We start from the raw sequence: 16,189 nt of genomic DNA, 5'->3' as shown, positions 1-16,189 counted from the left end.
GGCGATGCGGAGTCGATCACCCCGCCCAGCCCTGCCCGCGCGGCCAGCGGTCCCTGCCGGTGGTCAGCGGCGCCAGCCGCGTGCGGTCAGGGCGGACCGGACCTCGCGCAGCAACCCTGGGAAGTCGCGGTGCAGCCGGCGGCTGGTCACGTGCAGCATCAGCCAACCGGCGCTCACGAGCTGATTGAGCCGCCGTCGGTCGGCGTGCAACTCGTCTGTGTCGGCGTGCCAGTGCCCGTCGTACTCTACGGCGACCCGGCGGGGCCGGCGATGGTCGCCTCGGTCGGCAGGCGCAGCAGGGCGGCCCGGCAGGCCAGACCGTGGTCGCGGTCGAGCCGGGCGTCGGCGTACACGTCGTGCAGCAGCCGGATCCAGGAGGCGGCGCGGAGCTGGTGTCGGGTCAGCAGGCCGCGCCGGATGGCGTCGGACCCGCGGAAGACCTGCCAGGCGAGGGCATCCGGCCGGTGGGGGCGAGGGGGCATGTCCCGAGCCTGGCGGGCGCGACCCGCCCGACGGCGTCCCGGTGGACAACCACGTTGGGCGGTCCCGACCGTGGTATGGGAGATCGACTCCGGTTCGCCGACGTGGCGGTGTCCGAGCCGGCGGGATACCCCATGCCGGGGTTATGGAGTCGATCAAGCCGCCCGGATCAAGCCGCCCGGGGCGGGCGGGTCAGACACCCCAGGAGCTGAGGTGTCAAGCAGCGGTGGGTAGGGCGGTTCGGTGTGACCAAGCGGTGGCTTGGTCGTAATGGGTGTTGGTCTTGAGGCAGCCGTGGAGGATGCCGACGAGGCGGTTGCCGATCTGGCGTAGGGCGGCGGGGTGGCTGACGTCGCGGGCGCGGAGTTCGTCGTAGTAGGCACGGACGGCGGTGTCGTGCAGGATCGCGGCGCCGGCCTGCATGTGCAGGGCGTCGACGAGTCGGTCGTTGTGCACGAACCGGGCGTGGACGGTTTTGGTTTTGCCGGATTGGCGGGTGATGGGTGCGGTGCCGGCGTAGTTCTTGCGGGATCTGGCGTCGGTGTAGCGGCCGGGAGCGTCACCGAATTCTGCGAGCACCCGGGCGCCGAGGATGGCGCCGATGCCGGGCTGGCTGAGGTAGACCTCAGCGTCCGGGTGCTGGCCAAAATGGGCCTCGACCTGGCCTTCCATGGTGCGGATCTCGGTGTTGAGGGTCTGCAGGATTGCCACTGTGGCCCGGACGGTCGCCGCGTATGCGCCGGTGACGATCTCGGACTGGCCCAGGTGCGCGGTGCGCAGTGCCTGCCGGATCGCTGCCGCCTTGGTGGGGATGTCGCGTCGGCGGGCCCGTTTGAGTGCGGCGCTGATCTGCGCCACGGTCAGCTTGGCCGCCGCAGCCGGTGTCGGGGCCTTGGCCAGCAGTTCCAGGGTGTCCGAACCGGTGAGCGTCAGGACCTCGTATGCCTGCAGCGCGGCGGGGAAGTACTCCCGCAGCCGCAGCGTGTGCCGGGTGCGTTCCCAGATCAGCGTCTGGTGGGCCCGGGCGACGACCTTGACCGCCTCGGCGATGTCGGAGTCCGCGGCGACCTGCCGCAGCTGGTGCCGGCGGGTCCGCACCATGTCCGCCAGGGTGCGCGCGTCGGCCTTGTCGCTCTTGGCGCCCGAGATCGACATCAGCTCCCGATGCCGGGCGGCCTGCTTCGGGTTGACCCCGTAGACCTGATAGCCGGCCGCGACCAGCGCCCGCACCCACGGGCCACGGTCGGTCTCGATACACACCAGCACCTGCGCCGGCGAGGCATCCTCCGGCAAGAACCCGGCCACCAGGTCATGGAAACGAGCCACGCCGTCCACACCCTCGGGCAGCCGCACGGCCCGCAACGTCCGGCCGCGCTCGTCCTGCACCTCTACATCGTGATGATCTTCTGCCCAGTCGTCCCCGACGAACAGCACACCCGCCTCCGCTTCACCACACCGACCACTCTCGGCAGCCCACGGAAGAGCCCGGCGGCCTAATGGACCAGTGCTCACGCGCAGCGGCGGGCACGACACCCCATCAGCCGTTCCTCTCCCGACCACGAGCGGGGGCACGCTCTGACCCCAGGACTTCCAAGTCCAGGCGAGGGGAGTGCTCACCCACCCGCGGCTACCGGTGTCGAGTCTGCCAACGGCTCACCCGACAGCTCCCATTAGGCGAGGGCGGCGGCGATGGCCTCGGCGGCGGCGAGGACCTGGACGCCGACCGCGTCGGTGTCCAGCGGGGCCAGCGCCACCACTCCGACGCTCGCCTCCAGGCCGGGCACCCCGAGCACCGGGGCGGCCACGCCGTACGCCCCGGACTGAAGTTCGCCCGCGCTGCTCACGGGGCCGGCGGCGCCCGACCGGCCGGCGAGGATGGCCCGCCCGGCCGCCCCGCGCTCCAGTGGATGCCGGGCCCCGGTCCGGTACGCGACGTGGAACGACGTCCAGCTCGGCTCGACCACCGCGATGGCGACCCCCTCGCCGCCCTCGACGACGGTCAGGTGGGCGGTGGCGCCGGCCTGCTCGGCGAGCCGGCGCAGTGCGGGCAGCGCACCCTCGGCGAGCAGCGGCTGGGCCCGCCGGGCCAGGTGCAGCACCCCGGCGCCGAGGCGCAGCCGGCCCTCCCCGTCGCGGCGCAGCATGCCGTGCCCGGTCAGCGCGCCGACCAGCCGGTAGACCGCGGCCCGGCCGATGCCCAGCCGGTTCGCCGCCTCGGTGACGGTCAGCCCGCCCGGCACGTCGGCGACGAGGTGCAGCAGCCGCAGCCCCCGGTCCAGGGTCTGCGCGGTCTCCCCGCCGCCGGACGCCCGGTCGACCGGTGCCGGGGCGGGACGCTCGCCGGGCTGGCCTGGACCGGGCGTCGCACCCGGAGCGGCTCGGCCGCCCGCCCGGCCGCCCGGCCGGGTGGTCAGGTCGCCGGGCTCGCCGGGTCGCGCCGCCGTGTCCACAGCACGCAGCGTACGGCCCGGCTCCGGCCAACCCGGGAACCGCCCGGACGGCTACCCTTGTACGGTGACGCTACGCCTGTATGACACCGCCACCCGATCGGTGCGGGACTTCGTCCCGCGGGAAGCCGGCAAGGTGGGGGTCTACCTGTGTGGTCTCACCCTCCAGGCGCCGCCGCACATCGGCCACCTTCGCTCCGGGGTCAGCTACGACGTGTTGCGCCGCTGGTTGTTGGCCTCCGGCTTCGAGGTCACCTTCATCCGCAACCTGACTGACATCGACGACAAGATCCTGGTCAAGGCGACGGAGCAGGAGCGGCCGTTCTGGTCGATCGCGTACGTCAACGAGCTGATCCTGGCCGCGGCGTACCGGGAACTCAACGTGCTGCCGCCGACGTACGAGCCGCGGGCCACCGGGCACATCCCGGAGATGCACGAGCTGATCGCCAAGCTGATCGCCGACGGGCACGCCTACCCGGCGCTCGACGGCTCCGGTGACGTCTACTTCGACGTCAGCTCCTGGCCGGCGTACGGTTCGCTGTCCGGCCAGTCGCCGGACGCCATGCAGCCCGCCGGCGACGCTCCCGACCGGGGCAAGCGCGACCCGCGGGACTTCGCGCTCTGGAAGGGCGTCAAGCCCGAGGAGCCGGCCGACGCCTACTGGCCGTCGCCGTGGGGGCGGGGCCGGCCGGGCTGGCACATCGAGTGCTCGGCGATGTGCTGGCGCTACCTCGGGGCCGAGTTCGACATCCACGGCGGCGGGCTCGACCTGACCTTCCCGCACCACGAGAACGAGCTGGCCCAGTCCCAGGCGGCCGGGCTGCCGTTCGCCCGTTACTGGGTGCACCACGGCCTGCTCAGCATCGGCGGGGCCAAGATGGGCAAGTCGTTGGGCAACACCCTCGACCTGGCGTACGTGGACTCGCTCGGGGTGCGCCCGGTCGAGCTGCGCTACTACTACGCCGCCGCGCACTACCGCTCGCTCATCGACTACTCAGAGGACGCGCTGCGCGAGGCGGCCACCGCGTACCGGCGGATCGAGGGCTTCGTGCAGCGGGCCGCCGAGCGGGTCGGCGCCGGCCAGCTCGGTGAGCTGCCGGCCGGGTTCGTGGCGGCCATGGACGACGACCTGAACACCTCCGCCGCGCTGGCCGTGCTCCAGGCCGTGCTCCGCGACGGCAACACCGCGCTGACCGCCGGCGACGATGTGACCGTCCGCACGACGCTCGCCGCTGTCCGCGCCATGCTGGATATCCTCGGCGTCGACCCCCTCGACCCGGCGTGGACCGGTGGTGGCCGGGCCGACGACCTGCGGGGCGTGGTGGATTCACTGGTCGCGCTGGCCCTGGAGCAGCGCGCGCAGGCCCGCGGCCGCAAGGACTGGGCCGCCGCCGACGCGGTACGCGACCAGCTCAAGCAGGCCGGCGTGGTGGTCGAGGACACCCCCCAGGGCCCCCGTTGGACTATTGGAGAGCAGGACTGATGGCCGGCAACTCGCAGCGCCGTGGCCGGCGACTGACACCGAAGGCTGGCGCCCCCAAGGGCTCCGGCGGCAAGAACCGGGAATCGCTCGCCGGGCGGGGCCGTACCCTGCCCGCCGACGAGCGGCCCTGGCACAAGGCGTACTCGGGCACCGAGAAGCTGCCCCAGCGCACCGCCTGGAAGCAGGAGAAGGAGCGCCGGGCGGCCGCCGAGGAGGGGCGCGCCCCGAAGATCGGTCAGCCCGGCACGAAGGACACCACCTGGGGCAAGGGTGGTGGCCGGGGCGTGCCGACGGGCGGTCGCGGGGCGGCCGGCCGGGGTGGCAAGGCCGGCGGTGGCCGGGGCGGCCCGCGGGTCGCGCCGGGGCGCAAGTTCAACCCGGCCAAGGACAGCCCCGAGCTGCTGGTCGGCCGGAACCCGGTGCTGGAGTCGCTGCGCGCCCAGGTGCCGGCGACCGCCCTCTACACCGCGCAGGGCATCGACATCGACGACCGGGTCAACGAGATCGTCCGCACCGCCGCCGACCGGGGCATCGCGATCCTGGAGGTCAGCCGCGCCGAACTGGACCGGATGACCGGCGGCGTGCTGCACCAGGGCGTCGGGCTCCAGGTCCCGCCGTTCGCGTACGAGCCGTTCGACGACCTGGTCGCCGCGGCGCTGGAGCAGACCGCCCCGCTGCTGGTGGCGCTGGACGGGGTGACCGACCCGCGCAACCTCGGCGCGGTGATCCGGTCCGCCGCCGCCTTCGGCGCGCAGGGCGTGTTCGTGCCGGAGCGGCGGGCCGCCGGGATCACCGCGACCGCCTGGCGGACCAGCGCCGGCGCGGCGGCCCGGGTGCCGGTCGCCCAGGTGACCAACCTGACCCGGTCGCTGAAGGCCTGCCAGGACGCCGGGTTCGTGGTTGTCGGCCTGGACGCCGACGGCGAGACCGACCTCTACGACCTGGAGGCCGCGGTCGGCCCGCTGGTCGTCGTGGTCGGCTCCGAGGGCCGCGGGCTGTCCCGGCTGGTCGGGGAGACCTGCGACCTGACGGTGAGCATCCCGATGGTCTCCGAGGTCGAGTCGCTCAACGCCAGCGTCGCCGCGGCCGTCACCCTCGCCGAGGTGGCGCGCCGCCGATCCGTCAGCTGAGCCACGACAGACGAAAGGGGCGGCCCGCCGATCGGCGGGCCGCCCCTTTCGGTCGTACGTCAGATCCGCTTGCCGGTGGCCGCGTTGAACACGTGGGTACGGCCCTCGCGCGGCTTGACGAACACGGTGTCGCCCATGTTCGGCATGGTCCGGCGGTCGGTGCGGACGACGAAGCGCTCGGAAGCGCCGCCCAGCGCGGCGTGGCCGTACACGTTCGCGTCCGAGCCCAGGTCCTCGACCAGCTCGACCACGACCGGCATGCCGCCCTCGGTCGGGCTGACCAGGTCGCAGTCCTCCGGGCGGAAGCCGACGGTCACCTTGCCGTCGCCGCCCTCGGCCCGGGCCGCCTCGACCTGCTCCCGGGTGAGCGGGATGTTCATCTCGGCGAACGCGGCGCCCGAGTCGTTCAGTGGCACGGTCTTGATGTTCATGGCCGGCGAGCCCATGAAGCCGGCGACGAAGACGTTGGCCGGGGTGTCGTAGAGCGCCCGCGGGGTGTCCACCTGCTGGAGCTCACCGTCGAGCAGCACCGCCACCCGGTGGCCCATGGTCATCGCCTCGACCTGGTCGTGCGTCACGTAGACGGTGGTGACGCCGAGCTTGGCCTGCAGCGAGGCGATCTGGGTACGGGTCTGCACGCGCAGCTTGGCGTCGAGGTTCGACAGCGGCTCGTCCATGAGGAAGACCTGCGGCTCGCGGACGATCGCCCGGCCCATCGCGACCCGCTGGCGCTGACCACCGGAGAGCGCCTTCGGCTTGCGGCCCAGGAACTCCTCCAGCTGGAGCAGCGCGGCCGCCTCCTTGACCCGCCGGTCGATCTCCGACTTCGAGGTCTTGCGGAGCTTCAGGGCGAACGCCATGTTCTCGTACACCGTCATGTGCGGGTAGAGGGCGTAGTTCTGGAAGACCATCGCGATGTCGCGGGCCTTCGGCGGCAGGTGGGTGACGTCGCGGTCGTCGATGTAGATCGAGCCTTCGTCGACGTCCTCGAGGCCGGCGAGCATGCGCAGGCTGGTGGACTTGCCGCAACCGGAGGGGCCGACCAGGACGAGGAACTCGCCGTCGCCGATCTCCAGGTCCAGGGCGTTGACGGCGGGGCGCTCGGTGCCCGGGTAGATCCGGGACGCCTTCGAATAGGTGACCGTAGCCATGGTGGAGCGCTTCCTTTCACCGGCAGGAACGTGCCGGACGATCCGAGTGAAGAGGAGCGACCGGCACGGTGCCGTGCCGGCCAACGGGCGACGTGCCGGTCACCAGGGGTGGTCGGGGGTCGTCCGTGTCACTGCACGGTAAACGGTCTTGGCGGCGCTGCCAAGGCGCGCGTCGACGGATGGGATCGACGGCATACCGCATCACGGTCAGTCGGGCACGTCCGGACATCAATCGCCGCGAGAGTGGTCGGGGACCGTCGGGATGTTGACGTTTCCCGTGCTCGCAAGGCCTGCCGAGCGGGATATTCGGACGTCAGTCGCTATGCTGACCAGGACGCGACACGCCCCTGTAGCTCAGCTGGCCAGAGCACTCGCCTTGTAAGCGAGATGTCGCCGGTTCGATCCCGGCCGGGGGCTCTCTCAGCACCTCACCAGCCGAGCCGCCCGGCCCACCAGGACAAGGCGGTCGGGCGGCTATCTGACGGCTCGGCTCGGTGGATGAGGTGTCACCGCGATAGACGATGGCGACCGCCGCGAGGCCGACGACCAGGCCGAGAACGGTCTGCGGACCGAACGGCTCGCCGAACATGAGGGCTCCCCAGAGGGCCGTGACCGGGGCCATGAGGAACATGAGCGTGTTGACCTTGGCGACTCCGGAACGCCTCAGGATGAGCCAGTGAGGTGATCTCAGCAACGCGAATGTGTTGATTGGTGCGACACGGACGAGGCCGGACGATACGGGTGCTGCTGGAAACGGGCGTGGAGCCCACGGTAGATGAGTTCTCACCACAAGATCCATCAACCCGAGGACTCCACGTGATTGCCTATCGTGCCATGGTCGACGTGCCCCAGGAACTGGTGGCCCACCTGTCCCGGCTGTTGGCCGCCGAGCGGCGGGCGCTGGGAACCCGTCGCGGCACCCGGGCGTTGAGCTGCGGAAAGCAGGCGCTGCTGGTCTTGGTCTGGTTCCGCAAGAACGAGAACATCGAACTGCTGGCGGCCGGGTTCGGCGTCTCGCGGGCCACCGGCTACCGCTACGTCGCTGAGGGACGGCGGGTGCTCGCCGCCCAGGCACCCGACCTACACGAAGCACTCCAGCAAGTCGCCGAGGCCGGCTGGGCGTACGTGATCCTGGACGGCTCGCTGATCGGCACCGACCGGTGCGCCGAGACGACCACCAGCGTCAAGGGCAAACAGATCGACGCCTGGTACTCCGGTAAACACCGCCGGCCGGGAGGCAACATCCAGGCATTCATGCGCCCCGACGGGGCACCGATCTGGGTCTCCGACGTGATGCCCGGCCATCTGCACGACCTCACCTGCGCCGAGCAGCAACAGATCCTCGCCGCGGCCTGCTGGGCCGCCTCCCAACTGCACCTGCCGACCCTGGCCGACTCCGGCTACGAAGGCGCTGGCCAGGGAATCCACACGCCATACAAGCAGCCCGCAGACGGCCGGGCGCTCGCGGCCGACAACCGCGCCTACAACACCCTGCTGCGCGCCCAACGCGCACCCGGAGAACGCGGATTCGCCCTGCTCAAACGCGGCTGGAAAGCGCTGCAACACGTCACCGCCAGCCCGACGACCATCGGAGAGATCGCCCGCAGTGCCCTCGTGCTCACCACATTGCTATACGACCGTCAGCCCCAACCTTGCTGAGATCACCTCAGTAGAGCCCGTATCCGCCGAAGGTGGACAGGGCTACGAGCCAGGTGATCGCGACCCAGAACGAGAGCTCAGCGGGAGGCTGTGCCGCCCCGGTGCGCACGGCGAGTGCGGTGAAGATGAGGGCACTGGTGGCGCAGTGGACGGTCAGCGACACCGCGGGTGCGACTTGCGTGCTGGAGCGGCTTTCCAGGAACGTGGCCGCCACCAGCGTCAACATGCCGACGAACGGCACGAGATAGGCCCACCAGGCCACGCCGGTGCCGGCCGTCGCATCGGCCATGGTGACGATGGCTACGCCGCTCACCCCCAGGCACAGGCCGAGCCATTGTCTACCCGAGACGTACTGACGCAACAGCGGTCCGGCAAGCGCCCCGGCGACGAGGGGTTGAACGCCGTCGATCAGAGCCGTGGCGCCGCTGGAGACCCCGAGTTGGATCGCGTAGTAGACGCTGAGCAGATAGCCGCTCTGCGACAGGACGCCGATCATGGCCTGCCGGGTCACGTCCCTTGGGGTGAGCCCCCGCCACGACCTTCTGGCGACGGCGGCGGCGACAACGATCAGGATGGCGGTCAGTGGCAGGAACCGCCACATCAGGATCGTGACCGCGTCGGCACTTCCCGCGCCGAGCTTGGCCCCGATGAATCCGGGCGCCGGCGGCGCGCGTCCTGGCCGTCTTCGACGCCTCACTGGCATGGTCGGCGGAGAACAGTTCCAAGGGGTGCAGCATGGTCAACGCCCACGCCGAAATCAGCGATCCGGCCCACCCCGCTACCCGATCATCACCGGGCAGAAGGAGTGGATGCTCGCCCTGTTCACCTGCCTCGCCGACAGCATCACCCCGGACGGAGCCGACCAGCTGGGCCGCACGCTCATGCTGTTGCACGAAGGCGCGCTCGTCGCCCACGGCCTGAACATCTTTCCGGACCCCATCAGCCAAGCCCGCGACCAGGCGCAAGCTCTCCTCGCCGGCGCCGGGCACGCCGCCTGAGCGGTGGACGCGGTCCGGCGCGCGTCGGGCGTGGCCGTGATCGCTCCGCACCAGCAGGCGTGCGGACGGGGACGGGCGTCGAGTGCCGCAGGGCGGTCAGGGTTGTCGTCGGTGGCCGCCCGTGAACCGTCCTGCCGCGGGGTGCGGATAACAGGTGATGCTTCCCTACTCCGCGAGGGGCCTTGCGTGAGAGAACTCAGACCAACGTTGGACGCCGATGTCGGTGCGCTGACGGACGCAGCGATCATCGAGCGGTCCGTGCGGGATCCGGAGACCTTCTCGGCGATCTTCGACCGGCACGCGCCGCACATCCACCGTTACCTGGCCCGGCGCCTCGGTGTGCCGGCCGCGGACGACCTGGTCGCGGAGACGTTCCTCGCGGCCTTCCGCCGCCGGGACCGCTTCGACACCACCCATCCGGACGCGCGGCCGTGGCTGTACGGGATCGCCACCAGGATCGTCGGCCAGCATCGGCGGAACGAGGAACGCGAGCACCGGCTGCGGCAGGCGTACGTCCCCGCGACGAGCGAGGCTTCGCACGCCAACCGGGTCGCCACCGTGGTGGCGGCGCAATCACTTCGCCGGCCCCTCCTCGAGGCGCTGGCCAGGCTCTCCGACGGAGATCGGGACGTGTTGCTGCTGATCGCCTGGGAGGAACTCCGGTACGAGGAGGTCGCCGCCGCGCTGTCGATTCCGGTCGGCACCGTGCGATCACGACTCAACCGAGCCCGCACGCTGCTCCGTGAGCGGTTGGGTGACGCATCGGCCAGCACGATCGAGGAGGTACTGGGAAATGGATGAGATGCGACTGCTCCAGCAGCTCGGCGACGAGACCGGGCTGCCGGCGCCCGAGCGGTTGATGCCGGCCCGCAGCCGGCTGGCGGCCGTCCTGGCCGCGACGGCCGCTCAGTCCTCGGCACCCGCGGTGTCCACCGTGCCTGCGGCGCCTCCCCGCTCGCGACGACCGGCCTGGCGGCTGGTGCTCAGCGGGGTGGCGGCGGCGGGTCTGGCGGCGGCGGTCGCCTCGGTGCTGGTGCTGGCACCGGACCGGATCGGCGGCAGCACGCCACCCGCACGGGCCGATGCCACCCAGGTGCTGCAGAACGCGGCGGCCGCCGCGCTGCGAATGCCCGATGTCGATCCCCGGCCGGACCAGTTCGTCTACGTCCGCTCCCAGGAGGGGGGTGAGCTGCGGGAGAGCTGGAGGTCGGTGGACGGAACGCGGGACGGTCTGATCATCGAGACGGCTGCCGCCGGCCGTACCGAGGTCATCGTTCCCGGTTGCCGGAACGGGCGGGCGGTGGCGGTGAAGGGCAACCGGGTGGTTCCGGGCGAGACCGAGCCGTGCACCCCGGAACCCGCCTACCGCGCCGACCTGCCCACCGACGCCGCAGCGATGCGGGCCTTCCTGGCGAAGAATGCCAGCGGGGAAACCGGCGACACCAACGCCCTCGGAAAGGACGTCCTCCACCACCTCACCGACAGCTACCTGCGCCCCCGGACCCGGGCCGCGCTCTACCAGGCCGCGGCGACGATGCCGGACCTGCAGGCCGTACCGTCCGCCACGGACGCCGCGGGCCGGCCGGGCATCGGCATCACCTGGCCATCGACGGGCGGCGCCGGCGAGCTGGTGCTCGTCTTCCACCCCGAGACCCACACCTTCCTCGGCGTGGGCGGGCCGGCCGGAGGGTCGGCCGTGCTGGCCGTCGCCGTCGTCGACCGAGTCGGCCAGTCGGTCTGACATCCGGCACAGCGGCCGGTCGTCCCGGCGTGTTCGCCGGGTCTCCGCAGCACGAGGAGGCCCGGCGCGCGCCCGACCGGGCCGCGCCGAGCAGGTCGTGACACCACTGGCCGAACCGCACCGGATGCGCCGGCACCCGTCCCGGTCCGGTCGGGCAGCCGCGGGCGCGTCCCGCGCCGCCGGCACCCACACGTCAACTGTCCAGCCATGGGATGCGAGGAACCGATGACGCTCTTCGGTGCGGGGCCCACCCGGCGCCTCGGGCGCGGGCGGACGGCGGCCGTCGACGGCGGCGCATTGACCGACGCCGAGATAATCGCCTGGTCCGCGGAGGATCCCGAACTCTTCTCGGCGATCATCGACCGGCACGCGCGGCGCGTCCATCGTCGCCTGGCACGACGCTTGGGTGTGCCGGCAGCGGACGAACTCGTCGCCGAGACCTTTCTCGCGGCGTTCCGTCTTCGGAACCGGTTCGACATCGCCCAGGCCGACGCTCGGCCCTGGCTCGACGGGCTCGCCACCGAGCTGGCCATCCGGTACCAGGCGGCAGGTAGGACCTGAAACGCTCAGTGGTTCGCGGTCCGCGCGAGGTGCGGGCTGTCCGGCGTCGGGACGGGCGGGGCAGCGGACATGCTCCGGAGGATCTGCGCCGTCTCCGGGTTCGCCGGGAAGAACGTCTCGATGGAGATCTCGTCGAGCGTCACGTCCCGCGGCGAGCCGAACACCGTCGTCGTGTAGAGCAGGGCGAGCTCGCCGTGCTCGGTGGCCAGCCGCATCGGGATCACCAGGTCGTCCACCGGTCGGGCGCCGGTGCTCGCGGCAGGCTCCCGCGGCACCGGGTACGCCTCCAGCTCGGCCAGCAGCTCCGCCAGGCCCGCCGCCGCGGTGCGGGCGAGCTGCCGGCGGACCCGGCGCAGCAGCTGGGTACGCCACTGGGCGAGGTTCCGGATCTGCCGGGACAGGCCGTCCGGGTGCAGGGTCGCGCGCAGCACGTTGACCGGGGGTGTGCGCAGCTCCTCCGGGACGCCGTGCAGGAACGCCGTCATGGCCCGGTTGGCGGTCAGCAGCTCCCAACGGACGTTGACGGCCAGTGCCGGGTTGGGCTCGTGACCGGCGAGTACGGCGTCGATGGCCGCCCGGGCCGCGCCGAGATCGGTGAGCGCGCGTTCGGTGTGCACGGGGGCGAACCCGGCGGCCAGGTAGAAGGCGTTGCGCTCGCGCAGCGGCACATCGAGTTCGTCGCAGAGCCGCTCGATCATGCTCCGGCTCGGGTTGGCGCGCCCGGTCTCGATGAAGCTCAGATGCCGGGCGGACAGCTCGGCCGAGAGCGAGACGTCGAGCTGTGAGCGGCCCCGGCGCTCCCGCCAGCGCCGTACCAGCACCCCGACCGGTTCGGTGTTGGTCACGTGGCAAGCCTGCCCTGCTGGCGTACCCGGGGCAATGACCCCGCGGGTAATCGACGCGGACCGGTCCCCGGCCGCAGGGTCTCAGGTGTGGCCGACGCCGTGCCACCCATCGGGACGAGAGGAAGAGCCATGACCGAGACCACCGCACCGTCGCGGCAGCACGAGGCGACCGTCGAGCGCTACCTGCGGTTCTGGAACGCCGGGACGCCGGAGGAGCAGCAGCGCATCGCCGCGACGACCTTCACCGACGACATCGAGTACCACGCACCGGTCGGCGTTCTCACCGGCCGGCAGGCGCTGATCGACTTCCGGGACCGGTTCGCGCAGCACATGGGCACGGTGGCGTTCCGTGGCCGGGAGGAGCCCCAGATCCACCACGACCGCGCCCGGCTGCGCTGGGAGATCGAGGTCGGCGCGGCGGAGCCCTTCGCGGCCGGCACCGACGTGCTGGCGTTCGACCAGGACGGCCGGATCAGCTCGGTCAGTGCCTTCCTGGACCGGGCACCCGAGGGCTTCGATCCGCACGCGCACGACTGACTCCTGCCGGGGCCGTGCCCGCCGCCGGTCCGCCCGGCGCACCGTGGAGGCCGACGCCAACCGGTCCGCGGACACACCGGAGGTGCGCCTGAGCGGCCGGGAAGGGCCGGCGGGCGCTTCCGCAAGCCGGCCGGGCACCCGTTCGCGGCGGGTGCCCGGCCGGCGTCGCCCGGAGCCGCCGCTCGGGCCGGGCAACGGTCGCGGGCCGGGAACGGATACGGTGCGACTCGACCGGTGGAGGGCGGATGGGGGATGTCGGGTGCGGGTGACGGTACGTAGCGGGACCGCGGCGGACGCCCCGGCGTTGGCCGGTCTCCGGTGGCGGCGGGTCACCGAGGAACGCGGCTACACCGGGACGGATCGGGCCGACTTCGTGGCGATGTTCACCGCCTGGGCGGCCGAGCACAGCTCCAGCCACCTGTCCTTCCTCGCCGAGGTGGACGGCGAGGCGGTCGGCATGGCGTGGCTGATGGTGGCCGACCGGGTGCCGACTCCCGTCCGGCGGCACCGGCGCAGCGGCGACGTCCAGTCGGTGTACGTGGTGCCGGAGCTGCGGGACGCCGGGGTCGGTGCGATGCTGCTGGAGGCCGTGCTGGCCGAGGCCGCGAAGCTGGAGTTGGAGCAGGTCACGGTCCACTCGACCGAGCGGGCCATCCGCTTCTACCAGCGGTTGGGCTTCCAGCACGACCAGCGGTGGCTCCGCTGGCAGCCGGAGTGACGGCCGCCCCGCGCTGACCCGCGGCGGCTGTCGGCCCGTGCCTACCCCGGCCGCGAAAAACCCGGCCGCGACCCCGGGCAGCGGCGGCGGTCGCGTCGGGAAGGACGCCGGCGGACGCGGGAAAGGCGCCGGTGACCTCGGGAAGGCCGCGGCGGCGGCATATCCTGGCTCCGGTCGGAGGGAGCCCGGTGAGTCGCGCGGTCGAGGAGTCGAACCGAGCGATGCTGCGCGCCCGGGACGCCATGGACCGGTCGTACGACCAGCCGCTGGACATCCCCGCGCTGGCCCGGATCGCGCACGTGTCGGAGGCGCACTTCATCCGGACGTTCCGGGCCACCTTCGGCGAGACCCCGCACCGCTACCTCCAGCGTCGGCGGGTGGAGCGGGCGATGTACCTGCTGGTGCAGACCGACCGGGACGTCACGGACATCTGCTACGCGGTGGGCTTCGGCAGCCTGGGCACGTTCAGCCGGACGTTCCGGCAGATCGTCGGCGAGTCGCCCACCGGGTACCGCCGGCGGACCTCGCCCGCCGCGGCGGTGCCGACCTGCTTCACCAAGGCCTGGACCAGGCCCAGCAGTTTTGGATAAGCAGCAGGTCAGAGCGTTCTTCTAGGGTCGTCGGCATGACGATGAACGCCCTGACCCGCTCCCAGATCTACGTCCTCGACCAGAACGAGGCCCTCGACTTCTACGTCGGCAAGCTCGGCATGGAGGTGCACACCGACGCGGACCTCGGCTTCATGCGCTGGCTGACGGTCAACGTCCCCGGCGACCGGCAGCGGGAGATCCTGCTGGAGACCCCCGGCCCGCCGCGGCTGGACCCGAAGACCGCCGAGCAGGTCCGGGAACTGCTCACCAAGGGCGCGATGGGCGGCTCCCTCTTCCTCACCACCGACGACGCGCACAAGACGTACGCGGACCTGGTCGCCAAGGGCGTGGACATCACCGACGAGCCGACCGACCGCCCGTACGGGATCGACTTCGGCATCCGTGACCCGTTCGGCAACCACATCCGCATCGGCCAGATGCACGAGCAGGGCTGACCGATGAGCGAGGTGACCGTCGGCGCCCGGCCGGTGGACCGGGCGACCTGGGATCGCGCGCTGCTGGCCGGCGGCGCGCTGGCCGGGCCGTTCTGGGTGGCCGCCGCCCTGGCGCAGGGGCTGACCCGGGACGGCTTCGACTTCCGGCGACACCCGGTGAGTGTGCTGAGCACCGGCGACCTGGGCTGGATCCAGATCGGCAGTTTCGTCCTGGCCGGCCTGCTCTGCCTCGGCGCGGCGGCCGCGCTGCGCCGGGTGCCGCATCCCGGCCTCGGGCCGCGTACCGCCCCCTGGCTCGTCGGTCAGTACGGCCTGGGCATGGTGCTCGCCGGCGTCTTCGTGGCCGACCCGCTGGACGGCTTCCCGGCCGGTACGCCGGCCGGCCCGGGCGAGGTGAGCTGGCACGGCCTGGCGCACCTCGGCGCCGGCGTGCTGGCCTTCACCGCGTTGATCGGGGCCTGCCTGGTCGCCGGGCGCCGGTTCGCCCGGCAGGGCGAGCGGGGCTGGGCGGCGTACAGCGTCGCCAGCGGGGGGTACTTCGCGGTGGCCTGGGTGGCCCTGATGGTCTCCGCCGGGAACCCCGTCGCGATGCTCGGGTTCGGGGCCGCCGCGGTGGTCGGCTGGGTCTGGATGTCGGCGACCCTGGTACGGGCCCTGCGGACGGGCTGACGGCGTCCGCCATGATCGGGAGGCGCGGCACCCGTCGCGCCTCCCGACCCGTGTGAGGGGACCGCGATGGCGACCCGCCTGCTCTACCTGGCCCGGCACGGCGAGCAGGACCGTCCTCCGCAGACCCCGCCCGGCGTCGACCCGCCGGAGACCGGGCTCTCCGCGCGGGGCCGCCGGCAGGCGACGCTGCTCGGCGAGCGGCTGCGTGGCGTGCCGTTCGACGCGGTGCACCACGGCCCGCTGCCCCGGGCCGCGCAGACCGCCGAGCTGGTCGCCGCCGCCCTGCCCGGGATCCCGGTGTACGCGTCGGAGGAGGTCGGCGACCACGTGCCCGACGACACCGACCCGACCGGGCTGCCGGAGGCGTACGCCCGGTTCCTGGCCGGCTTCAGCGCGGCCGAGCGGGCCGACGGGCCGCGACTGACCGCGGCGGCGTTGCGCCGGTTCGCCACCGCGCCGGCCGACGGCGACCGACGCGAACTGATCGTCACCCACACCTTCCTGATCGCCTGGTTCGTCCGGCACGCGTTGGACGCCCCGGAGCGGCGCTGGCTGGGCTTCAACGCGCACAACTGCGGGTTGACGGTGATCCGCTACCGGGACGGCGTACCGCCGACCCTGATCGCGGTGAACGACGTCGCCCACCTGCCGCCGGAACTGCGGGCCACCGGCCTCCCCGCCGAGTACCGGGTTTGAGCGGCGGACGGCGCCGGAGGGCGCGCCGT

At 72.5% G+C, this 16,189-nt stretch carries 19 protein-coding genes and 1 tRNA gene; 14 read left to right on the top strand and 6 right to left on the bottom strand.

The annotated features are described in order from the left end of the window. Positions 1 to 245 precede the first annotated feature (245 nt). The 3 genes from FHX32_RS34935 to FHX32_RS07545 all read right to left on the bottom strand — a co-directional run bounded on the left by FHX32_RS34935 (position 246) and on the right by FHX32_RS07545 (position 2,930). Positions 246 to 482, bottom strand: a complete 237-nt coding sequence (locus FHX32_RS34935) for a hypothetical protein (protein WP_486480955.1) — start codon at positions 480 to 482, stop codon at positions 246 to 248. 214 nt (positions 483 to 696) lie between these two features. Further along, positions 697 to 1,914, bottom strand: coding sequence for an IS110 family RNA-guided transposase (locus FHX32_RS07550; RefSeq protein WP_167180052.1), 1,218 nt, complete (start codon positions 1,912 to 1,914; stop codon positions 697 to 699). Positions 1,915 to 2,150: 236 nt separating this feature from the next. Next, the gene (locus tag FHX32_RS07545; RefSeq protein WP_486480954.1) at positions 2,151 to 2,930 is read right to left on the bottom strand and encodes an IclR family transcriptional regulator; all 780 of its coding nucleotides are present in this window, start codon (positions 2,928 to 2,930) and stop codon (positions 2,151 to 2,153) included. 64 nt (positions 2,931 to 2,994) lie between these two features. On the opposite strand from FHX32_RS07545, the gene cysS reads away from it, so the two are divergent. Both cysS and rlmB read left to right on the top strand, forming a co-directional pair. Further along, complete coding sequence (gene cysS, locus FHX32_RS07540; protein ID WP_167180051.1) at positions 2,995 to 4,410, top strand: cysteine--tRNA ligase; 1,416 nt, start codon at positions 2,995 to 2,997, stop codon at positions 4,408 to 4,410. Further along, positions 4,410 to 5,540, top strand: a complete 1,131-nt coding sequence (rlmB, locus tag FHX32_RS07535) for a 23S rRNA (guanosine(2251)-2'-O)-methyltransferase RlmB (protein WP_167180050.1) — start codon at positions 4,410 to 4,412, stop codon at positions 5,538 to 5,540. Before cysS ends, rlmB begins: the two co-directional genes overlap by 1 nt. Before the next feature lie 59 nt (positions 5,541 to 5,599). Here rlmB and FHX32_RS07530 read toward each other — a convergent pair whose 3' ends face one another. Further along, positions 5,600 to 6,691, bottom strand: a complete 1,092-nt coding sequence (locus FHX32_RS07530) for a sn-glycerol-3-phosphate ABC transporter ATP-binding protein UgpC (protein WP_167180049.1) — start codon at positions 6,689 to 6,691, stop codon at positions 5,600 to 5,602. 343 nt (positions 6,692 to 7,034) lie between these two features. Here FHX32_RS07530 and FHX32_RS07525 point away from each other — a divergent pair. Together FHX32_RS07525 and FHX32_RS07520 are read left to right on the top strand one after the other, a co-directional pair. Then, positions 7,035 to 7,108 (top strand) — tRNA-Thr (locus tag FHX32_RS07525). A gap of 399 nt (positions 7,109 to 7,507) precedes the next feature. Next, positions 7,508 to 8,350 (top strand): transposase family protein, encoded by an 843-nt coding sequence (locus FHX32_RS07520; RefSeq protein WP_109898065.1) that lies wholly within the window; start codon positions 7,508 to 7,510, stop codon positions 8,348 to 8,350. A 7-nt stretch (positions 8,351 to 8,357) separates the two neighbouring features. Here the strand turns inward: FHX32_RS07520 and FHX32_RS07515 are convergent, their stop codons facing one another. Further along, a complete protein-coding gene (locus tag FHX32_RS07515) occupies positions 8,358 to 9,053 on the bottom strand; it encodes a DMT family transporter (protein ID WP_486480953.1) in 696 nt (231 codons plus the stop codon). A gap of 106 nt (positions 9,054 to 9,159) precedes the next feature. On the opposite strand from FHX32_RS07515, the gene FHX32_RS34440 reads away from it, so the two are divergent. The 4 genes from FHX32_RS34440 (at position 9,160) to FHX32_RS07495 (ending at position 11,650) form a co-directional block, all read left to right on the top strand. Then, a complete protein-coding gene (locus FHX32_RS34440; RefSeq protein WP_208417984.1) occupies positions 9,160 to 9,348 on the top strand; it encodes a hypothetical protein in 189 nt (62 codons plus the stop codon). 186 nt (positions 9,349 to 9,534) lie between these two features. After that, the gene (locus FHX32_RS07505) at positions 9,535 to 10,149 is read left to right on the top strand and encodes an RNA polymerase sigma factor (protein ID WP_167180048.1); all 615 of its coding nucleotides are present in this window, start codon (positions 9,535 to 9,537) and stop codon (positions 10,147 to 10,149) included. Next, the gene (locus FHX32_RS07500) at positions 10,142 to 11,089 is read left to right on the top strand and encodes a CU044_5270 family protein (protein ID WP_167180047.1); all 948 of its coding nucleotides are present in this window, start codon (positions 10,142 to 10,144) and stop codon (positions 11,087 to 11,089) included. Before FHX32_RS07505 ends, FHX32_RS07500 begins: the two co-directional genes overlap by 8 nt. Positions 11,090 to 11,314: 225 nt before the next feature. After that, a complete protein-coding gene (locus tag FHX32_RS07495) occupies positions 11,315 to 11,650 on the top strand; it encodes a sigma factor (protein WP_167180046.1) in 336 nt (111 codons plus the stop codon). Between the two features lie 5 nt (positions 11,651 to 11,655). Here the strand turns inward: FHX32_RS07495 and FHX32_RS07490 are convergent, their stop codons facing one another. Beyond that, complete coding sequence (locus FHX32_RS07490) at positions 11,656 to 12,495, bottom strand: helix-turn-helix transcriptional regulator (protein ID WP_167180045.1); 840 nt, start codon at positions 12,493 to 12,495, stop codon at positions 11,656 to 11,658. A 129-nt stretch (positions 12,496 to 12,624) separates the two neighbouring features. Between FHX32_RS07490 and FHX32_RS07485 the strand changes: the two genes are divergently transcribed. The 6 genes from FHX32_RS07485 (at position 12,625) to FHX32_RS07460 (ending at position 16,160) form a co-directional block, all read left to right on the top strand. Next, positions 12,625 to 13,032 (top strand): nuclear transport factor 2 family protein, encoded by a 408-nt coding sequence (locus tag FHX32_RS07485; RefSeq protein WP_167180044.1) that lies wholly within the window; start codon positions 12,625 to 12,627, stop codon positions 13,030 to 13,032. A gap of 265 nt (positions 13,033 to 13,297) precedes the next feature. Then, positions 13,298 to 13,750, top strand: a complete 453-nt coding sequence (locus FHX32_RS07480) for a GNAT family N-acetyltransferase (protein ID WP_486480952.1) — start codon at positions 13,298 to 13,300, stop codon at positions 13,748 to 13,750. A gap of 188 nt (positions 13,751 to 13,938) precedes the next feature. Then, positions 13,939 to 14,340 carry a helix-turn-helix domain-containing protein gene (locus FHX32_RS07475; protein ID WP_486480951.1) on the top strand — a complete coding sequence of 134 codons (402 nt, stop codon included), beginning with the start codon at positions 13,939 to 13,941 and terminating at the stop codon, positions 14,338 to 14,340. Positions 14,341 to 14,375: 35 nt separating this feature from the next. Then, positions 14,376 to 14,795, top strand: coding sequence for a VOC family protein (locus FHX32_RS07470; protein WP_088996327.1), 420 nt, complete (start codon positions 14,376 to 14,378; stop codon positions 14,793 to 14,795). 3 nt (positions 14,796 to 14,798) lie between these two features. After that, a complete protein-coding gene (locus FHX32_RS07465; protein WP_167180042.1) occupies positions 14,799 to 15,464 on the top strand; it encodes a DUF998 domain-containing protein in 666 nt (221 codons plus the stop codon). 66 nt (positions 15,465 to 15,530) lie between these two features. Beyond that, positions 15,531 to 16,160, top strand: coding sequence for a histidine phosphatase family protein (locus FHX32_RS07460; RefSeq protein ID WP_167180041.1), 630 nt, complete (start codon positions 15,531 to 15,533; stop codon positions 16,158 to 16,160). Positions 16,161 to 16,189 lie beyond the last annotated feature (29 nt).

The organism is Micromonospora sp. CNZ280 (assembly GCF_011759515.1).
This window is presented reverse-complemented; position numbering and strand designations above follow the sequence as displayed.

Coding starts and splice junctions, on each gene's coding strand:
- FHX32_RS34935 (WP_486480955.1), bottom strand. CDS start 482: ATGCCCCCTCGCCCCCACCGGCCGGATGCCCTCGCCTGGCAGGTCTTC.
- rlmB (WP_167180050.1), top strand. CDS start 4,410: ATGGCCGGCAACTCGCAGCGCCGTGGCCGGCGACTGACACCGAAGGCT.
- FHX32_RS07530 (WP_167180049.1), bottom strand. CDS start 6,691: ATGGCTACGGTCACCTATTCGAAGGCGTCCCGGATCTACCCGGGCACC.
- FHX32_RS07515 (WP_486480953.1), bottom strand. CDS start 9,053: ATGCCAGTGAGGCGTCGAAGACGGCCAGGACGCGCGCCGCCGGCGCCC.
- FHX32_RS34440 (WP_208417984.1), top strand. CDS start 9,160: ATGCTCGCCCTGTTCACCTGCCTCGCCGACAGCATCACCCCGGACGGA.
- FHX32_RS07500 (WP_167180047.1), top strand. CDS start 10,142: ATGGATGAGATGCGACTGCTCCAGCAGCTCGGCGACGAGACCGGGCTG.
- FHX32_RS07495 (WP_167180046.1), top strand. CDS start 11,315: ATGACGCTCTTCGGTGCGGGGCCCACCCGGCGCCTCGGGCGCGGGCGG.
- FHX32_RS07485 (WP_167180044.1), top strand. CDS start 12,625: ATGACCGAGACCACCGCACCGTCGCGGCAGCACGAGGCGACCGTCGAG.
- FHX32_RS07470 (WP_088996327.1), top strand. CDS start 14,376: ATGACGATGAACGCCCTGACCCGCTCCCAGATCTACGTCCTCGACCAG.
- FHX32_RS07465 (WP_167180042.1), top strand. CDS start 14,799: ATGAGCGAGGTGACCGTCGGCGCCCGGCCGGTGGACCGGGCGACCTGG.
- FHX32_RS07460 (WP_167180041.1), top strand. CDS start 15,531: ATGGCGACCCGCCTGCTCTACCTGGCCCGGCACGGCGAGCAGGACCGT.